12 protein-coding genes are annotated in these 14,415 nt (G+C 64.0%); 7 read left to right on the forward strand and 5 right to left on the reverse strand.

Annotated elements, in window-relative coordinates; translation table 11 throughout:
* Positions 1-57: 57 nt before the first annotated feature.
* From NLY44_RS30835 to NLY44_RS30855, 5 genes are read right to left on the reverse strand one after another with little or no spacing between them, the layout of a single operon-like run.
* A complete protein-coding gene (locus NLY44_RS30835; RefSeq protein ID WP_023704701.1) occupies positions 58-1,620 on the reverse strand; it encodes an indolepyruvate oxidoreductase subunit beta family protein in 1,563 nt (520 codons plus the stop codon).
* A complete protein-coding gene (locus tag NLY44_RS30840; protein ID WP_023804455.1) occupies positions 1,613-3,766 on the reverse strand; it encodes a thiamine pyrophosphate-dependent enzyme in 2,154 nt (717 codons plus the stop codon). The genes NLY44_RS30835 and NLY44_RS30840 overlap by 8 nt, the downstream gene beginning before the upstream one ends.
* 44 nt (positions 3,767-3,810) lie before the next feature.
* Positions 3,811-4,293: a MarR family winged helix-turn-helix transcriptional regulator gene (locus NLY44_RS30845; RefSeq protein WP_023686909.1), complete on the reverse strand. Its 483-nt coding sequence runs from the start codon at positions 4,291-4,293 to the stop codon at positions 3,811-3,813.
* A complete protein-coding gene (locus NLY44_RS30850) occupies positions 4,293-5,864 on the reverse strand; it encodes a phytoene desaturase family protein (protein ID WP_023804454.1) in 1,572 nt (523 codons plus the stop codon). Before NLY44_RS30850 ends, NLY44_RS30845 begins: the two co-directional genes overlap by 1 nt.
* A gap of 14 nt (positions 5,865-5,878) precedes the next feature.
* Positions 5,879-6,670: a cyclase family protein gene (locus NLY44_RS30855; protein ID WP_023682742.1), complete on the reverse strand. Its 792-nt coding sequence runs from the start codon at positions 6,668-6,670 to the stop codon at positions 5,879-5,881.
* A gap of 118 nt (positions 6,671-6,788) precedes the next feature.
* On the opposite strand from NLY44_RS30855, the gene NLY44_RS30860 reads away from it, so the two are divergent.
* From NLY44_RS30860 to NLY44_RS30890, 7 genes are all read left to right on the forward strand, one after another.
* Complete coding sequence (locus NLY44_RS30860) at positions 6,789-8,360, forward strand: phytoene desaturase family protein (RefSeq protein WP_023804453.1); 1,572 nt, start codon at positions 6,789-6,791, stop codon at positions 8,358-8,360.
* A 111-nt stretch (positions 8,361-8,471) separates the two neighbouring features.
* Positions 8,472-9,998, forward strand: a complete 1,527-nt coding sequence (locus tag NLY44_RS30865) for an ABC transporter substrate-binding protein (protein WP_023804452.1) — start codon at positions 8,472-8,474, stop codon at positions 9,996-9,998.
* 190 nt (positions 9,999-10,188) lie between these two features.
* A complete protein-coding gene (locus NLY44_RS30870) occupies positions 10,189-11,196 on the forward strand; it encodes an ABC transporter permease (protein ID WP_023740549.1) in 1,008 nt (335 codons plus the stop codon).
* Entirely contained in the window at positions 11,189-12,037 is an 849-nt protein-coding gene (locus NLY44_RS30875) for an ABC transporter permease (protein WP_023726252.1), read from the forward strand. Before NLY44_RS30870 ends, NLY44_RS30875 begins: the two co-directional genes overlap by 8 nt.
* Positions 12,034-12,912, forward strand: a complete 879-nt coding sequence (locus NLY44_RS30880; RefSeq protein WP_023804451.1) for an ABC transporter ATP-binding protein — start codon at positions 12,034-12,036, stop codon at positions 12,910-12,912. The genes NLY44_RS30875 and NLY44_RS30880 overlap by 4 nt, the downstream gene beginning before the upstream one ends.
* Positions 12,905-13,735: an ATP-binding cassette domain-containing protein gene (locus tag NLY44_RS30885; protein WP_023695187.1), complete on the forward strand. Its 831-nt coding sequence runs from the start codon at positions 12,905-12,907 to the stop codon at positions 13,733-13,735. The genes NLY44_RS30880 and NLY44_RS30885 overlap by 8 nt, the downstream gene beginning before the upstream one ends.
* A 77-nt stretch (positions 13,736-13,812) precedes the next feature.
* Positions 13,813-14,412, forward strand: coding sequence for a VOC family protein (locus NLY44_RS30890; protein ID WP_023804450.1), 600 nt, complete (start codon positions 13,813-13,815; stop codon positions 14,410-14,412).
* Positions 14,413-14,415 lie beyond the last annotated feature (3 nt).

Genomic DNA, 14,415 nt, shown 5'->3' on the forward strand with positions numbered 1-14,415 from the left:
AACGGCGGCAGTAGCGTAGAGGTACCAGCCTAAGCTCGACCTCCTCCGACACCATGATCACAACGATGCCACCGTCTTCAGCGCGCCATCGAGCATGTCCCCTTTCTCGTCTTTCAGCGCAGCTTCGCGCAACCGCCTGATCCAGTCGGCAGCGTCATCGCGGCCCTTGACCAGATCGAGCGCCGACAGCACGCGATCGAATTTGGACTGGGCGCGGAGGTGGGTGTCGCTGTAGCCCTTGATCAGCCGGCGGCAGTTCAGGATTTCGACGGCGAGCGCGTAGTCCTGAGGCGCGTGGCTGAGCGCCAGCGCATACCAGCGCTCCAGATGCGCCGTCTCGACCTTGTGGCGCAACAGGCGCCGCCGCCAGCGGCGCAGGCCTCCGATGAACCAGAGGACCGCAAAGCCGGCAAAGCTGTCGGTGCGAATGCGCCGGCCATGGTTGATGCGACGATCAAGGAAAGCAGCGAGTTTCGGCCGGTTCTCAATGTAGCTGCCCAACCCCGCCGGCAAAGTGCCGCAGAACTCCTCGATGCGCGGATGGAAATACTCGGTTACCTGCAGGATCGAGCCGTTCTTGACGCCGACCTCGCGGCGCACGCGCTGGTCGCGGGTCGAGCGAGTCTTGAGATCGGCGACGCGGATCATGTCGTCATAGCACAGCGCGTTGGCCAGATGCTTGGCGGCGGCGATGGACAATGCATGGGCGTGGCCGGGATCATCAAGCGCAACGGCCTTGTCCAACCGGTCGAGATACTCGCCGCCATAGGAGATGTCCTGATAGTCGACGACCTTTCTCAGCGCCCGGAGCGCCATGTCGCGCACCGCCGCGGGCATCAGGTCGATGCGGGCAGCCAGTGCCTGCCAACCCTGCAGCAGGTTCTGCGGACCGCTCACGCGCCCTGCACCCGGAGCGGGGTCGACCGTGGCCGGTTCTGCCGGCTCTGGCGCGGGGACGGTCGTACCGCGCGCGCGGTCGTAGGCAACGGCGAAGGCAGCGAGGCTGGCTTTCGCGCCCCGGCCGCCGGCGCCGATCGCTTGCTCATAGCTTTCACGCCTGAACGGCAATGCGTCGGAGCCTGCCAGCGCGCCAAGGAGGCTGGCGGAAATCATCGAGCCATTATCGGCGGCGATCTTTTCCATGTCGAAGGCGATGAAGCGTTTCGATGCAGCTTCCGCCGTCGCGTGTACCTTCGAAGACGAGGCCCGGCCGTCACCCGGCTCGATCTTTTCCGACACCGCGGCAATGCGATGCGAAGAAGCAATGAGCGTGGTGCGATCGGGCGTGACGAAGCCCCTGATGATGGCGCGGCCGGCTTCCATCAGCTCGGCGGCGATCAGTATGTCGACGTCGCCCTGCGAAGGCGACAGGGCAAAGACCGGCAGCCGGCCGGTGTCGCGGGCCATCTCGACGTAATAGATCGTAGCGCCGGTGCGCTGGGCGACGCCGGCGACGGAGGTCGATTGCGCGACGTAACCATTGCGCTCGGCGACATCGGTGATCCAGTCGGCGAGCACACCGCCGCCCTGGCCACCGACCGCGAGCAAAGCGAGTTTGATCACCGGCTCGGTATCGGCGGCACCGGATTTCGGACGCAAGGGCGAAGCCTGGTCAAGCATCGGCGAACGTCAACCTGCGGCTCTCGCGGCGGCGCTGCATCAGGCCGATCACGGCGCGGCGAGCGCTTTCCAGGAAACGGTCCCAGCGGCCCGGATTGTGCACGACATCGGCGCGGTAGAAGGATGGGCACAGCACGGCGGCGTCCGCCACCTCGCCGCAATTGCCGCAGCCGACGCAGCTCTGGTCGATCGATGCCACCGGATCGTCACGCAACGGATCGTCGAGCGATTTCACCGACAGCGACGGGCAGCCGGACAGCCGCATGCAGGCGTGGTCGCCGGTGCAGATGTCCTCGTCGACCCCGAATTTCGGCTTGACGACACGGGTCCCTCCCTTGATCGCCTTGTCGACCAGCGGCTTTTCGCGACGCTGGCGGTTGAGCATGCATTCGGAAGAGGCGACGATGACCTTTGGTCCCTTTTCCTCCGTCGTCAGCGCCTCGCGCAGCGTGTCCTGCATCTTGCCGACATCGTAGGTGCGGTCGATGTGGCGCAGCCATTTGACGCCCATGCCCTTCACCGCTTCGGTGATCGGATGCTTGGTCGACTTGGTCTTGTTGCCCGCGCGCGACGACAGGATGTCCTGCCCACCGGTGGCGGCGGAGTAAAAATTGTCGACGATGACGATGACGCCGTCGTTCTTGTTGAAGACCGCGTTGCCGATCGAGGAGGTCAGGCCATTGTGCCAGAAGCCGCCATCGCCGACGAAAGAGATCGACCGCCGTTTGGCGTCGGGCGAATTTAACGCCGATGCCGATGCCGGCCCCAGCCCGTAGCCCATGGTGGTGGCGCCGAGCTCGAAAGGCGGCATGATCGAGAACAAATGGCAGCCGATGTCGGATGCGATGTGATGGTTCCCGAGTTCCTGCTCGACCAGCTTTGTCGCGGCAAAGATCGGCCGCTCCGGGCAACCGATGCAGAAGCCCGGCGGACGGCCCGGCACGACGTTTATCAGGTCGGCGGTGTCGACGCCGTCGCCGACCTTGTTGGGCGCGCGCACCTCGCCCGGCAAGAGATGCGGGGATTCGGCGCGCAGGAAGGCGCCAATGCCGTCGAGCATGACCTGGCCGGTATATTCGCCGGCCATCGGCAGATACTCCTTGCCGACCAGCCTGGTACCGCGCCCGGCCTTGTGCAGCATGGCGGCAAAGGCTTGCTCGATGTAGTTGGGCTGGCCCTCCTCGACCACGAGCACCGCCTGCTTGCCTTCGCAGAAGGTGAGGAACTCGTCGTCAATCAGCGGATAGACGGCGTTGAGAACGTAGAGCGGCACATCCGTCTCGCCATAGGTGTCGGCAAGGCCGAGCCGCTGCAAGGCGCGGATGACCGAATTGTACATGCCGCCCTGCATGACGATGCCGACCGAGCCATGGTCCGAACCGAAGAACTCGTTGATCTTGTTCCTCGCGATGAAATCGACCGCCGCCGGCCAGCGTTTTTGCACCTTCTCCTTCTCGTGCAGGAAGGAGGCGGGCGGCAGCACGATGCGGCCGGTGTCGCGGCGCGGCGCGTCGAGCGCATCGGCCACCGTCATCGGCGGGCGCTTGTTGTCCTTGGCTATGAAGTGCCCGTGGACGTGGCAGCAGCGGATGCGCACCTGCAGCATCACCGGCGTATTGGACGCTTCGGACAGCTCGAAACCATCCTCCACCGCCTTGACGATCGAAGGCAGGTTCGGGCGCGGGTCGAGCAGCCAGACCTGGCTTTTCATGGCGAAGGCATGGCTGCGCTCCTGCATGATCGAGGAACCCTCGCCATAATCCTCGCCGACGATGATCAGCGCGCCGCCGGTGACGCCGCCGGAGGCGAGGTTGGCCAGTGCGTCGGACGCGACATTGGTGCCGACGGTCGACTTGAAGGTCGCCGCACCGCGAATGGGGTAATGCACCGAGGCCGCCAGCATGGCGGTGGCGGTGGCTTCCGAGGCGCTCGCCTCGAAATGCACCCCGAGTTCGCCCAGAATCTCCTGTGCGTCGGCCAGCACGTCCATCAGATGGCTGATCGGCGCGCCCTGGTATCCGCCGACATAGCCGACGCCGCATTGCAGCAGCGCCTTGGTGATGGCGAGAATGCCTTCGCCCGCAAATTCCTCGCCGGCGCCGAGCCTGAGTTTTTCGACTTCCTTGGCAAAAGAGCGTTCGGCCATTTTTCCAACCTTCCGTTGCCGGCGGTGCGGCCGGCGCCTAACGTCTAGATGTCGTGCTTGCGAATGTTCTTCAGCATCTTCTGCAATGTGGCGATCAGCGCCGCGTATTCGGCGTCGTCGACATCGTCGAACATCGCCTCGAACGCGTCATGCATTGCCGGCCAGGCGCGCGCGAACTCGGCGCGGCCGTCATCGGTCAGGAAGACATGGCGGATGCGGCTGTCTGTGACGCCTTGCTCGCGCCGCACGAAGCCTTGCCCTTCCAGCGTGTCGAGCGTGCGGCTCAAGGTCGACTGCTCGATGACGGTGTAGACCGAGAGGTCGTTGACGGTGACACCGTCGGTGACCGACAGCACGGCGAGCGTGCGGACCTGCGGAATGGTCAGGCCCTGCTTGCGGAAATCGTCGCGCAAGGTGGCGTTGTAGCGCCCCATGATGCGGTTCATCAGATAGGGCGCGAATTGCTGCAGGCCGATCTGGCCAAGCGTCGAAATGCGCTGGCGCTTTTCCGGAACCTTCTGCTCCATCAAAGCCTCCCCGCCAGCAGAAAACCGGAACCGCCGCCGAGGCCCGCGCCCGGATGGGTGGACGCGCCGATGTGATAGAGGTTTTTGATGCCGGTCTGGTGGTTGCGGCTGGTCTTGAATGGGCGCCACAGGAACGACTGGTCGAGGGTCGAGGACCCGCCATAAGGATCACCGCCGACCAGATTGATGTTCATCGCTTCCAGATCGGCCGGCGAATAGGCGCGGCGCGCAATCACGCTGCCCTTGAAGCCATCGATGTGGCTGGCGAGAATGGTTTCGACGCGGTCGGCGTAGGCTTCACGTAGCGCCTCGGTCCATTGTCCGTCAGCCGGCGTCTGCAGCTTGCCGGCGGCGTCACCCTTGATGTGCCGGGGCGCCTCGGGCAGTTGCAGCCACAGGATCGCCTTGCCTTCCGGGCAGCGCGATGGATCGAGCGCATGCGGCTGGCCGACGCAGATGGTCGGCACTTCCGGCAGCATCCCGCGCGCCGCCTCGTTGCAGGCTTTCGAGACGCCATCGAGCCCCGGCGTCAGGTGCAGCAGCGCCACCTTGTCGAGGCCTTCGCCGCGCCATGCCGGCGGCTTGGCCAGCGCATAGTGGATCTGGAAATTGCCTTTGCCGTAGCGATATTTCTGTGTCGCCTCGACCTCGGCTTTGGGAGCATCCGCGCCGAGCAGCCGGCCGTAAAGCTGCGTCGGCGTGACCGAGCAGATGACGCTCTTGTTTGCTGTAATCGTTTCGCGCGAGGCGAGCCGTACGCCGGTCGCGCGGCCACCGCTCTGGACGATCGAGGCGACATCGGCGACGGTACGGATGTCGCCACCACGTTCCCTTATCAGAGCTTCGAAGGCGGTGAGCAGGGTCTTCGCTCCACCCTTGACGATCGGCGCCCCGGCCGCTTCCAGCGCGAAGGCAATGACCTTGGCGATCTGCCCTGAGAAGGCGTCTTCCGGTCCGAGCCCGGCGTGCAGCACCCAGGGCGCCCACAGCGCGCGGATTGTCTCGGACCGATAGGTGCTTTCCAGCCAGCTGCGCGCCGGCACCAGTGCTTCGCCGAGAAAGGCGGCAAGGCCGCGTGGGCTGCGCCGCCAGGCATCGCCGGCCAGCAGTTTCGCCGTCGGATAGGACCACAGGCTGCCGCCGAGCAGGCCGAACAACAGGCCGGCATTGCGCTCGATGCCGCTGACATCGTCCGCATGCCGGTCGCCATCGTCGGCGGCAATCGCATTGATTGCCGCGACATTGGCGGCGCGGTTGGTGGTGAGCACTGCATGACTGCCGTCCGGCCGCAGCACGCCAGTTGGCGTGCCGGTGTGGCAGAATTCCAGCCCGTGCCTGGCGAGATCGCCGCCCAACGCCGCAAAAGCCGGCGAGGTGATGAACAGCACGAAGGTGGTTGCCATCACGTCATGGATAAAGCCGGGAGCGGTGATCTCCTCGGTACGCATGCAGCCGCCGATGCGGTCGTTGCGCTCGAGGACGAGCACCTTCGCGCCCTTGCCGCCAAGCATCGCCGCGCAGACCAGCGCGTTGATGCCGCTGCCAACGATGATGTGATCCGGCTGGCTCACCTCAGCGTGCTTTCTCAGCCTTTCGACACCAGCGCCAGCGCGCGGATCGGGCTGCCGGTGCCATGTTCGATCTTGAGCGGTGCGGCGATCAGGATGGCGCCTTTTGGCGGCAACTGGTCGAGGTTGCAGAGGCTGGCAAGGCCATAGCGGTTGGCCTTGTGCATCAGCGTGTGCGCCGGGAATGGCGGCTCCATGCCGCCGGCCTTGCCGGCATCGGTGCCGATCGTCTCCGAGCCCCAGCCCTTGATGTCCTTGCTGATCAGATACTGGATGGCTTCGGCCGTCGGACCTGGCGTATGCGGGCCGGTCTCATTGGCGTTGAGGAACTCAGCCTCCGAACCATTGCGCTTGTACCAGTCGGTGCGCATCACCACCCACTCGCCAGGGCTGATGGCGCCATGCTTGGCCTCCCACGCCTTGATGTGGTCGACGGTGAGCAGGAAATCGTGATCGGCGGCGGCTTCCTTCGAGCAGTCGATGACATTGACCGGGCCGACGAAGTTCTGCGCCGGAATGGTGTCGGTGGCGCCGTCCGGATAATCCTTGCCGCTGATCCAATGCTGCGGCGCATCGAAATGCGTGCCCGAATGCTCCCCAAGCTTCAGCCAGTTCCATGCCCACCACGGGCCGTTCTTGTCATAACGGGAGATGTTATGGATCTCGACCTTTGGCGTGTCGACGGCAAGCTCCGGCGGCAGCTTGATAAGAGGCGTGTCGGGTCCGAGTTGCGCAGAGAGGTCGACCACCCTGATGGCGCCTGAAAGCAGCTGGCCGGCGACTTCGCCGAGGAGTTTTTGCGTGTCCATGGTCTGAAGTTCCCTCTTTATGGTGAAGATCAAGGCTCGTTCGGCCCTTAATATCCTACTAGACGAAAACATATGCATCTGCAATTATCTTTAAGCATAAAGGAAATGGGAACGGGGCGTGAGCGAGTTTGACGCCATATTCGTCGGGGCGGGCCACAACAGTCTGGCATGCGCCGCGCATCTCGCGCTCAAAGGCTGGAAAACCGGGATTTTCGAGCGCAGCGCAGCAATCGGTGGCGCCGTCCAGACCCACGAATACACGCTTCCCGGCTTCCGGCACGATTTCGGTGCAATGAATCTGAGCCTGTTCGCCGGCTCCGCCTTCCACCGGAAATATGCAAATGAATTGAAAGCACAGGGTCTTGAGTTCGCGCCGGTCGCCGACTGTTTTGCCAGCGCCTTCCCGGACGGACGCTGGTTCGGCGTCAGCAACGATCTGGAAAAAACCACCGGCCGCATGGCCGCTTTCTCCGCCGCCGATGCCGCGACCTGGCGTAGACTGGTCGCCGCCTTTCCGGGTGAAGCCGAGCACCTGTTCCGGCTGCTGGGATCGCCGATGAGTGCGCGTGCGCTTGCCGGCACCGCCTGGAACCTGTGGCGCAAGAAAGGCATGTCCGGCGCGCTCGATACGGGACGGCTGCTGTTGTCATCGCCTCGCGCCTGGCTGGAGGAAAATTTCGAGTCCGCGCATGTGCGGGCAACGCTTGCCACCTGGGGCATGCATCTCGACTTCGCCCCCGACATCGCCGGCGGCGCCGTATTCCCCTATCTTGAATCGATGGCCAACCAGAGCTTCGGCATGGTGCTGGGCAAGGGTGGCGCCGACACCATCATCCGCGCGTTGTCGGGCATGGTGGCGTCGGCCGGCGGCACGATCGTCACCGGGGCGGAAGTTGCCGAGATCACCGTTGCCGGCAAGGCATCGGGCGTGCGACTCGCTTCAGGTGAGACACATACGGCCACCAAGGCAGTGATTGCCGGCGTCGCGCCCAAGGCGTTGAGCGGCAGGTTGCTACCCAACGGTTCCGGCGACGCCGGCTTCGACACGGCGATGCAGAAATTTCGGCACGCGCCGGGCACGATGATGATCCATCTGGCGCTCGACGACCTGCCCGATTGGCGCGCCGGCGCGGAGCTTCGGCAGTTCGCTTATGTGCATCTGTCGCCGTCGCTCGACGCGATGTCGCGCACCTATCAGCAGGCGATGGCGGGCATGCTGCCGGACGAACCGGTGCTGGTCGTCGGCCAGCCGACCGCGATCGATCCGTCGCGCGCGCCGCAGGGCAAGCATGTGCTGTGGGTGCAAGTGCGCATGCTGCCTGCCGAAATCCTGGGCGATGCGGCAGGCAGGATCGCTCACGCGCATTGGGATCAGGTCAAGGATGCCTACGCCGAGCGCGTGCTCGACATCATCGAGATATACGCACCCGGACTGCGCCCGAAAATCCTCGGCCGTGCAGTGTTCTCGCCAATCGACCTCGAGCGTGAGAACCCCAATCTCGTCGGCGGCGACCAGGTCTGCGGCAGCCACCATCTGGCACAGAATTTCCTGTTCCGCCCGGCGCGCGGTTATGCCGGCTGGAACACGCCGGTCGGCAATCTGCATCTCATAGGCGCCGCGACATGGCCCGGCGCCGGCACCGGCGCGGCCTCCGGCTTCATGCTCGCGCAACAGCTTGGCGGGAGGTAGCTCGCAAGATTTCATGAAGGCGACGAGAGGCAAGGCGCTGCTGCCCCACGAAGCCTGAAGCTATGAACTGGTAGTGCCGCGCAAAGACAACAAACAACAAGGGGAACGACCATGACAATCAACAGACGCGAATTGCTGGGATACAGTGCCGCGGCACTTGGTGCGGCCGCAATCGGCCTGCCGCAGATCGCCAAGGCAGCGGGCGAACTGACCATCGCCTATAACGTCAACCTGCCGTCCTGGGATCCGACCACCGGACCCTCGGCCGTCAACCCGACGATCCAGGGCCTCTACCAGTCAGTGTTCGACCAGTTCATTCCGCAAAAGCCGGACCTGTCCTTTGTGCCTGGCCTGCTCACCGAATGGGGCTGGAACGAGGATCGCACCAAGGTGACGATGACGGTGCGCGAAGGCGTGACCTGGCATGACGGCTCGCCCTTCACGCCCGAGGACGTGGTCTGGTCGCTGCAGCGGGCGGGCGACGAAAAGACCGGCAATCCGATCCAGTTCGTCTGGAAGAACGTCAACAATTTCAAGATCGACGGCAACAAGATCACCGGCGACGTCGTGCAGTTCGATCCGGTCTACTTTAAATGGATGTCGTTCCTGACCGGCTACATCCTGCCGAAGGCCTATTATGAGAAGGTCGGCGCCGAAGGTTTCGAGAAGGCGCCGATCGGCACCGGCCCTTACATGGTGGAAAAATTCGAGCGAAATGCTTTCCTCCGACTGAAGGCCAACCCGCACTATTGGGGCGACAAGCCGGCCTTCGAGAATGTGACGATCAAGTTCGTCACTGATGCGGCGAGCCGCGTTGCCGAAATCGAATCCGGTTCCTCGCAGGTGACGCTGGAGGTCCCCTATGAAGAGTATGACCGGCTGATCGCCAAGGACGGGCTTGCCGGCTCGTGCAAGCCCGTTTCCGACATCGGCATGATCTTCTTCAACGACATCGAAGCGATGCTGGACAAGAACGTCCGCCAGGCCGCCGTCATGGCTGTGGACAAGGAGCTTCTGGTCAAGCGGCTGCTGCGCGGCTATGGCCAACCGATCGCTACGCTGGAGACCCCGGAGTACACGGCCTTCGACGCCTCGATCAAGGTCGAGCACAATCCGGAAAAGGCCAAGGAGCTGCTCGCGGCTTCCGGCTATTCGCCGGAAAAACCGGTCAAGTTCACCATCCAGACGACCAAGGGCTTCAAGCCCAAGGATTATGAGATGATCCAGGCGATCGTCGGCATGTGGCGCAAGGTCGGCATCGAGGCGACGATCGAGGTCTACGAGATCGCCAAGCACTATGAACTGCGCGCCGCCGACAAGCTGGCGCCGGCCGCCTTCTACAATTGGGGCAACGCCATCGGCGACCCGACGACGTCGACGGGTTTTGCCATGTATGGGCCGAGCCCGCACTCGGTGTGGGACAGCCAGGACCTGATCGACATGATCAATCCGCTCTGGGGCGAGAAGGACGAGGCCAAGCGCATCGCCGGCTGGAAGGCTGTCGACAAGTATATCGCCGAGCAGGCCTATGTGCTGCCGCTGATTCAGTATGCGCAACCTATCGTGCATGCCAGGGGCGTCAACGTGGTGCAGCATGTGTCCGGCGCGCTGCTGCCGGCGCTGATGACCCCGGCCTGATATTGGCTTGTGGGCGCCACTCTTCGCTGAGCGGCCCCCTCATCCGGCCCCCTTCGGGCCACCTTCTCCCCCCTGGGGAGAAGAGACCAGCTCAGCCGTCCGTGACCTCTTCTCCCCTCGGGGAGAAGGTGGCCGCGAAGCGGACGAATGAGGGGGCTCTTCGTCAGAAACGCACTGGGCCAACACCAGAATGCTCCTGCAACGATTCCTGATCCGTCTGCTGACGATGCTGATCACGCTGTTCGGCGTGGCTGTCGTCGTCTTCGTCGTGATCCGCGTCGCGCCTGGTGACCCGATCGCCATGATGCTGCCCCCCGGTGCGACAGATGCCGACATCGACCGGCTGCGTGCACTCTACGGGCTCGACAAGACCATCGTGCAGCAATTCTTCATCTGGCTGTCCGGCGTCGTCAGGGGCGATTTCGGCACCTCGATTTCGCTCAGGCAAGATGTGCTCAGCCTTGTCTTCAATCGTTTGCCGGCAACGCTGGAACTTGCCATCATCGCGCTCGTCATGGCGGTTGGGCTCGGCGGCACGACGGCGATCCTCGGAGCCCGCGAGCGCGGCACGGCGGTCGAAGCCGGCATCGATATCGCCAGCGGCGCCGCCCTTTCCATTCCCGATTTCCTGTGGGGCCTCGTGCTGATCCTTTTGTTTGGCGTGCTGGTGCCGATCTTCGATATCTCCGGCCGCGTGTCGCCGCAGCTCGATCTGCCCTTCGTCACCCAGTTCTATTTCTTCGAGAGCTTGCTTCGGCTGCGCTTCGACCTGACCTGGGATCTGCTGAAACACATGCTGATGCCGGCAGTAGCCTTGGCATTGCCGCTGGCGGCAATCATCGCGCAGTTGCTGAAACAGTCGCTGAAGGAAGTGCTTGACCTCGACTATGTCGTGCTGGCGCGGGTGAAGGGGTTTTCGGAAACGCAGGTTATCCTGCGCGAGGCGCTGAAGAACGCTGCCTTGCCGACACTGACTCTCGTCGGCGTCCAGTTCACCTTCCTTGTCGGCGGCACGGTCATCGTCGAGCGGCTGTTTTCCTACGAAGGGCTCGGCAACATGGCGATCGATGCCGTCATCAACCGCGACCTGCCGCTGATCCAAGGCATCGTGCTGGTGTTCGCGCTGCTGTTCGTGCTGATCAATCTAGGCGTCGACATGATGTACGCGCTGCTCAATCCGAGGCTGCGCCATGGATGAGGCACGCATCGCCCGGCGCGGACTGGGCCCGAGGCTGTGGCTGGCCGGCGGCTGGCTGCTGCTGGTACTTCTTGCGGCGATGTTCGCGCCGCTGGTGGCGCCGCAGGACCCGCTGGCGCAGGATCTGATGCTGGAGCGGCTGCCGCCATTCTGGATGAGTGGTGCGGAATCCGGCTATTGGCTGGGCACCGACAGCCTCGGCCGCGATCTCCTCTCGCGGCTGATCTTCGGCGGCCGTATCGCCTTCATCGTCGCTTTCGCGGCGGCGATCGCCGCCTGCCTTGTCGGCTCGACGCTCGGACTGGTCGCCGGCTATTTCGGCGGCTGGGCCGACCGCATCATTTCACGCATCGTCGACGTCTGGATGGCATTCCCGCCGGTGCTGTTCGCCATCCTGCTGGTCGCGGTGCTCGGCACCGGCCTCAGTTCCGTCATCCTCGCCATCGTCATAATCGACTGGACGCGCTTTTGCCGGGTGATCCGCGCCGAAGCGATGGGCCAGTCGCGCATGGACTATGTCGAGAACGCCCGCATCGCCGGCTATGGCCGCATCGGCATCATGCTGCGCGAGGTGCTGCCCAATGTGGTGCCGTCGATCGTGGCACTGCTGTCGCTGGAGATGGGCATCGCCGTCATCGTCGAGGCCATCCTGTCCTTCGTCAATCTGTCGATCTCGACCGACGATCCGACCTGGGGCGGCATCATCGCCGAGGGCCGGCTGTCGATCCATCAGGCCTGGTGGGTGCTGGTGTTTCCGCTTGTCACGCTGATCCTCACCGTGCTGTCGTTCAGCCAGTTCGGTGAGGCGCTGAAGACACGCTTCGATCCGGTGCTGCGATGAGCGCTTGCCTGGATATTGCCAATCTGAGCGCCGTGCTGCCGAACGGCCAGCGCGTGCTGCGGTCGGTGTCGCTCTCCGTGCAGCCGGGTGAGGTGCGTGCTCTTGTTGGCGAGAGCGGCGCCGGCAAGACGATGATCGGCAAGGCGGTGCTCGGTGTGCTGCCGTCAAGCGTGCGCATCGTCGAAGGCGCCATGCAGCTCGAAGGCGAAGACCTCGGCAGGCTGCAGCCCAAGGCAAGGCGCACGCTGATCGGCGCTCGCACGGCGCTGATCCCGCAAGATCCGTTGACTGCGCTCAACCCGTCGCGCCGCATCGGTCCGCAGATGACTGACCGGCTGGTGCGCATTCTCGGCTGGAACGGTGACAAGGCGGACAAGCGTATCCGGCAATTGTTGGATGAGGTGCAGATCCGCGATCCCGACCGGGTGCTGAAATGCTATCCGCACGAGCTGTCCGGCGGCATGCGCCAGCGTGTGCTGATCGCCGCCGCCTTCGCCGCCGAGCCACGGCTGATCGTGGCCGACGAGCCGACAACCGCGCTCGACGTGACCGTGCAAAAGCAGATCCTGCGCCTGATCGCCGAGTTGCAAAGCGAGCATGGCACCGCGATCCTGTTCGTCACCCACGATCTCGGCGTCGTTGCAAAGATCAGCCAGCAAGTGTCTGTGCTCTACGCCGGCAAGGTGGTGGAAGAGGCTGACACAGCCGCTCTCTTCGCCGCGCCTGAGCATCCCTATACGCGGGCATTGATGGCCGCTACGCCGCGCTACACGGATCCCTTTGCCTCGCTGAAGCCGGTGGATGAGACGGTGCTGGCAGGACTCGCTGCGGAGATCGCCGCCTCCGACCAGGCGTGGAGAGGGCCGCATGGTTGAGCCGCTGTTTTCCGTGCGCGGGCTGAAGGTGGCGCTGCCCGACATGACCCGCAAGCCGCTGATCGGCCGCGCGCCGCTGGCCGAGATTTTGAGAGGCCTGGATTTCGATTTGCCGAGGGGCTTGGTGACCGGCATCGTCGGTGAATCCGGGTCCGGAAAATCGACGCTCGGCCGCACGCTTGTCAGACTTCTGGAGCCGAGCGTCGGCAGCATCCATTTCGAGGGCCGCGATATCGCCCATCTGCCGGATGCGGAGCTGCGACCTCTGCGCCGCGACCTGCAGATGATCTTCCAGGACCCGATGTCGTCGCTCAACCCGCGTCGCACCATCGCCGGCATCATTGCCGCGCCGCTCAAGCAGAATGGGCTTGGCGACAGGCTCAAGGAACGCGTCGCCGAGGCATTGCATCGCGTCGGCCTGCCGCAAAGCTTCGCTAGTCGCTATCGTCATGAACTGTCGGGCGGGCAGCGCCAGCGCGTCGGAATTGCGCGCGCGTTGGCGCTTTCGCCGAAATTCGTGCTGGCCGACGAGATCGTCTCCGGCCTCGACGTATCGACGCAGGCGCAGATCCTCACCCTTTTGGAGAGACTGGCCGCGGAGATGGGGCTGACGGTCGCCTTCATCAGCCACGACCTGTCGGTCATCCGGCGGCTGTGCCAACAAGTGATCGTCATGCGCGAGGGCAGGATCGTCGAGGCGAGCGCCACCGATGCGCTGTTCGACAATCCCAGGGAGACCTACACGCGCGACCTGCTTGCCGCCATCCCACTGCCTGAGATCGACGCGGACTGGTTGCGGCCAGCAACGAAAGCGCCGGCATAGGACTGTTCACCCACCACGCCGAACAGCGGGCTTCGGACGTGCATGAGGGCAAAATCAGCCCGCGAACGGAGGGTAACATGAACCATGCAATCCGCGGCACGATGCTTGCCGCGATCCTGTTCGGCTCGGTGGGAGCGGCCTCGGCCGATTCGATCCCCGGCATGCGCGGCCACGACCACACCGGCATCACGGTGCCCGACATGAAGCAGGCAGTCGACTTCTTCACCGAAGTCGTCGGCTGCAAGAAGGCGATGTCGTTCGGCCCGTTCGCCGACGACAAGGGCACCTTCATGCAGGACCTTCTGGGCGTCGATCCGAAGGCTGTCATCGAGCAGGTCACCATGGTGCGTTGCGGCTATGGATCGAACATAGAGCTGTTCAAATACACCGCGCCCGACCAGAAGGATTTGACGCCGAAGAACAGCGATATCGGCGGCTTCCACATTGCCTTGTATGTCGATGATGTCGCCGCGGCGAAAGCCTATCTCGATGGCAAGGGGGTGAAGACGCGGATGGGGCCGCTGCCGGTCAAGGAAGGTCCGGCGGCCGGCCAGACCATCCTCTATTTCCAGGCGCCATGGGGATTGCAACTGGAGGCGATCAGCTATCCCGATGGGATGGCCTATGAGAAGGGTGCCGAGACTGTGCTGTGGAGCCCGAAGAACCCGGAGAAGTGATTT

Origin of the sequence: Mesorhizobium sp. C089B (genome assembly GCF_030323125.1) — a bacterium.
Taxonomy (GTDB): Bacteria; Pseudomonadota; Alphaproteobacteria; order Rhizobiales; family Rhizobiaceae; genus Mesorhizobium.

Coding starts and splice junctions, on each gene's coding strand:
- NLY44_RS30845 (WP_023686909.1), bottom strand. CDS start 4,293: ATGGAGCAGAAGGTTCCGGAAAAGCGCCAGCGCATTTCGACGCTTGGC.
- NLY44_RS30865 (WP_023804452.1), top strand. CDS start 8,472: ATGACAATCAACAGACGCGAATTGCTGGGATACAGTGCCGCGGCACTT.
- NLY44_RS30870 (WP_023740549.1), top strand. CDS start 10,189: ATGCTCCTGCAACGATTCCTGATCCGTCTGCTGACGATGCTGATCACG.
- NLY44_RS30885 (WP_023695187.1), top strand. CDS start 12,905: ATGGTTGAGCCGCTGTTTTCCGTGCGCGGGCTGAAGGTGGCGCTGCCC.
- NLY44_RS30835 (WP_023704701.1), bottom strand. CDS start 1,620: ATGCTTGACCAGGCTTCGCCCTTGCGTCCGAAATCCGGTGCCGCCGAT.
- NLY44_RS30875 (WP_023726252.1), top strand. CDS start 11,189: ATGGATGAGGCACGCATCGCCCGGCGCGGACTGGGCCCGAGGCTGTGG.
- NLY44_RS30840 (WP_023804455.1), bottom strand. CDS start 3,766: ATGGCCGAACGCTCTTTTGCCAAGGAAGTCGAAAAACTCAGGCTCGGC.
- NLY44_RS30855 (WP_023682742.1), bottom strand. CDS start 6,670: ATGGACACGCAAAAACTCCTCGGCGAAGTCGCCGGCCAGCTGCTTTCA.
- NLY44_RS30890 (WP_023804450.1), top strand. CDS start 13,813: ATGAACCATGCAATCCGCGGCACGATGCTTGCCGCGATCCTGTTCGGC.
- NLY44_RS30880 (WP_023804451.1), top strand. CDS start 12,034: ATGAGCGCTTGCCTGGATATTGCCAATCTGAGCGCCGTGCTGCCGAAC.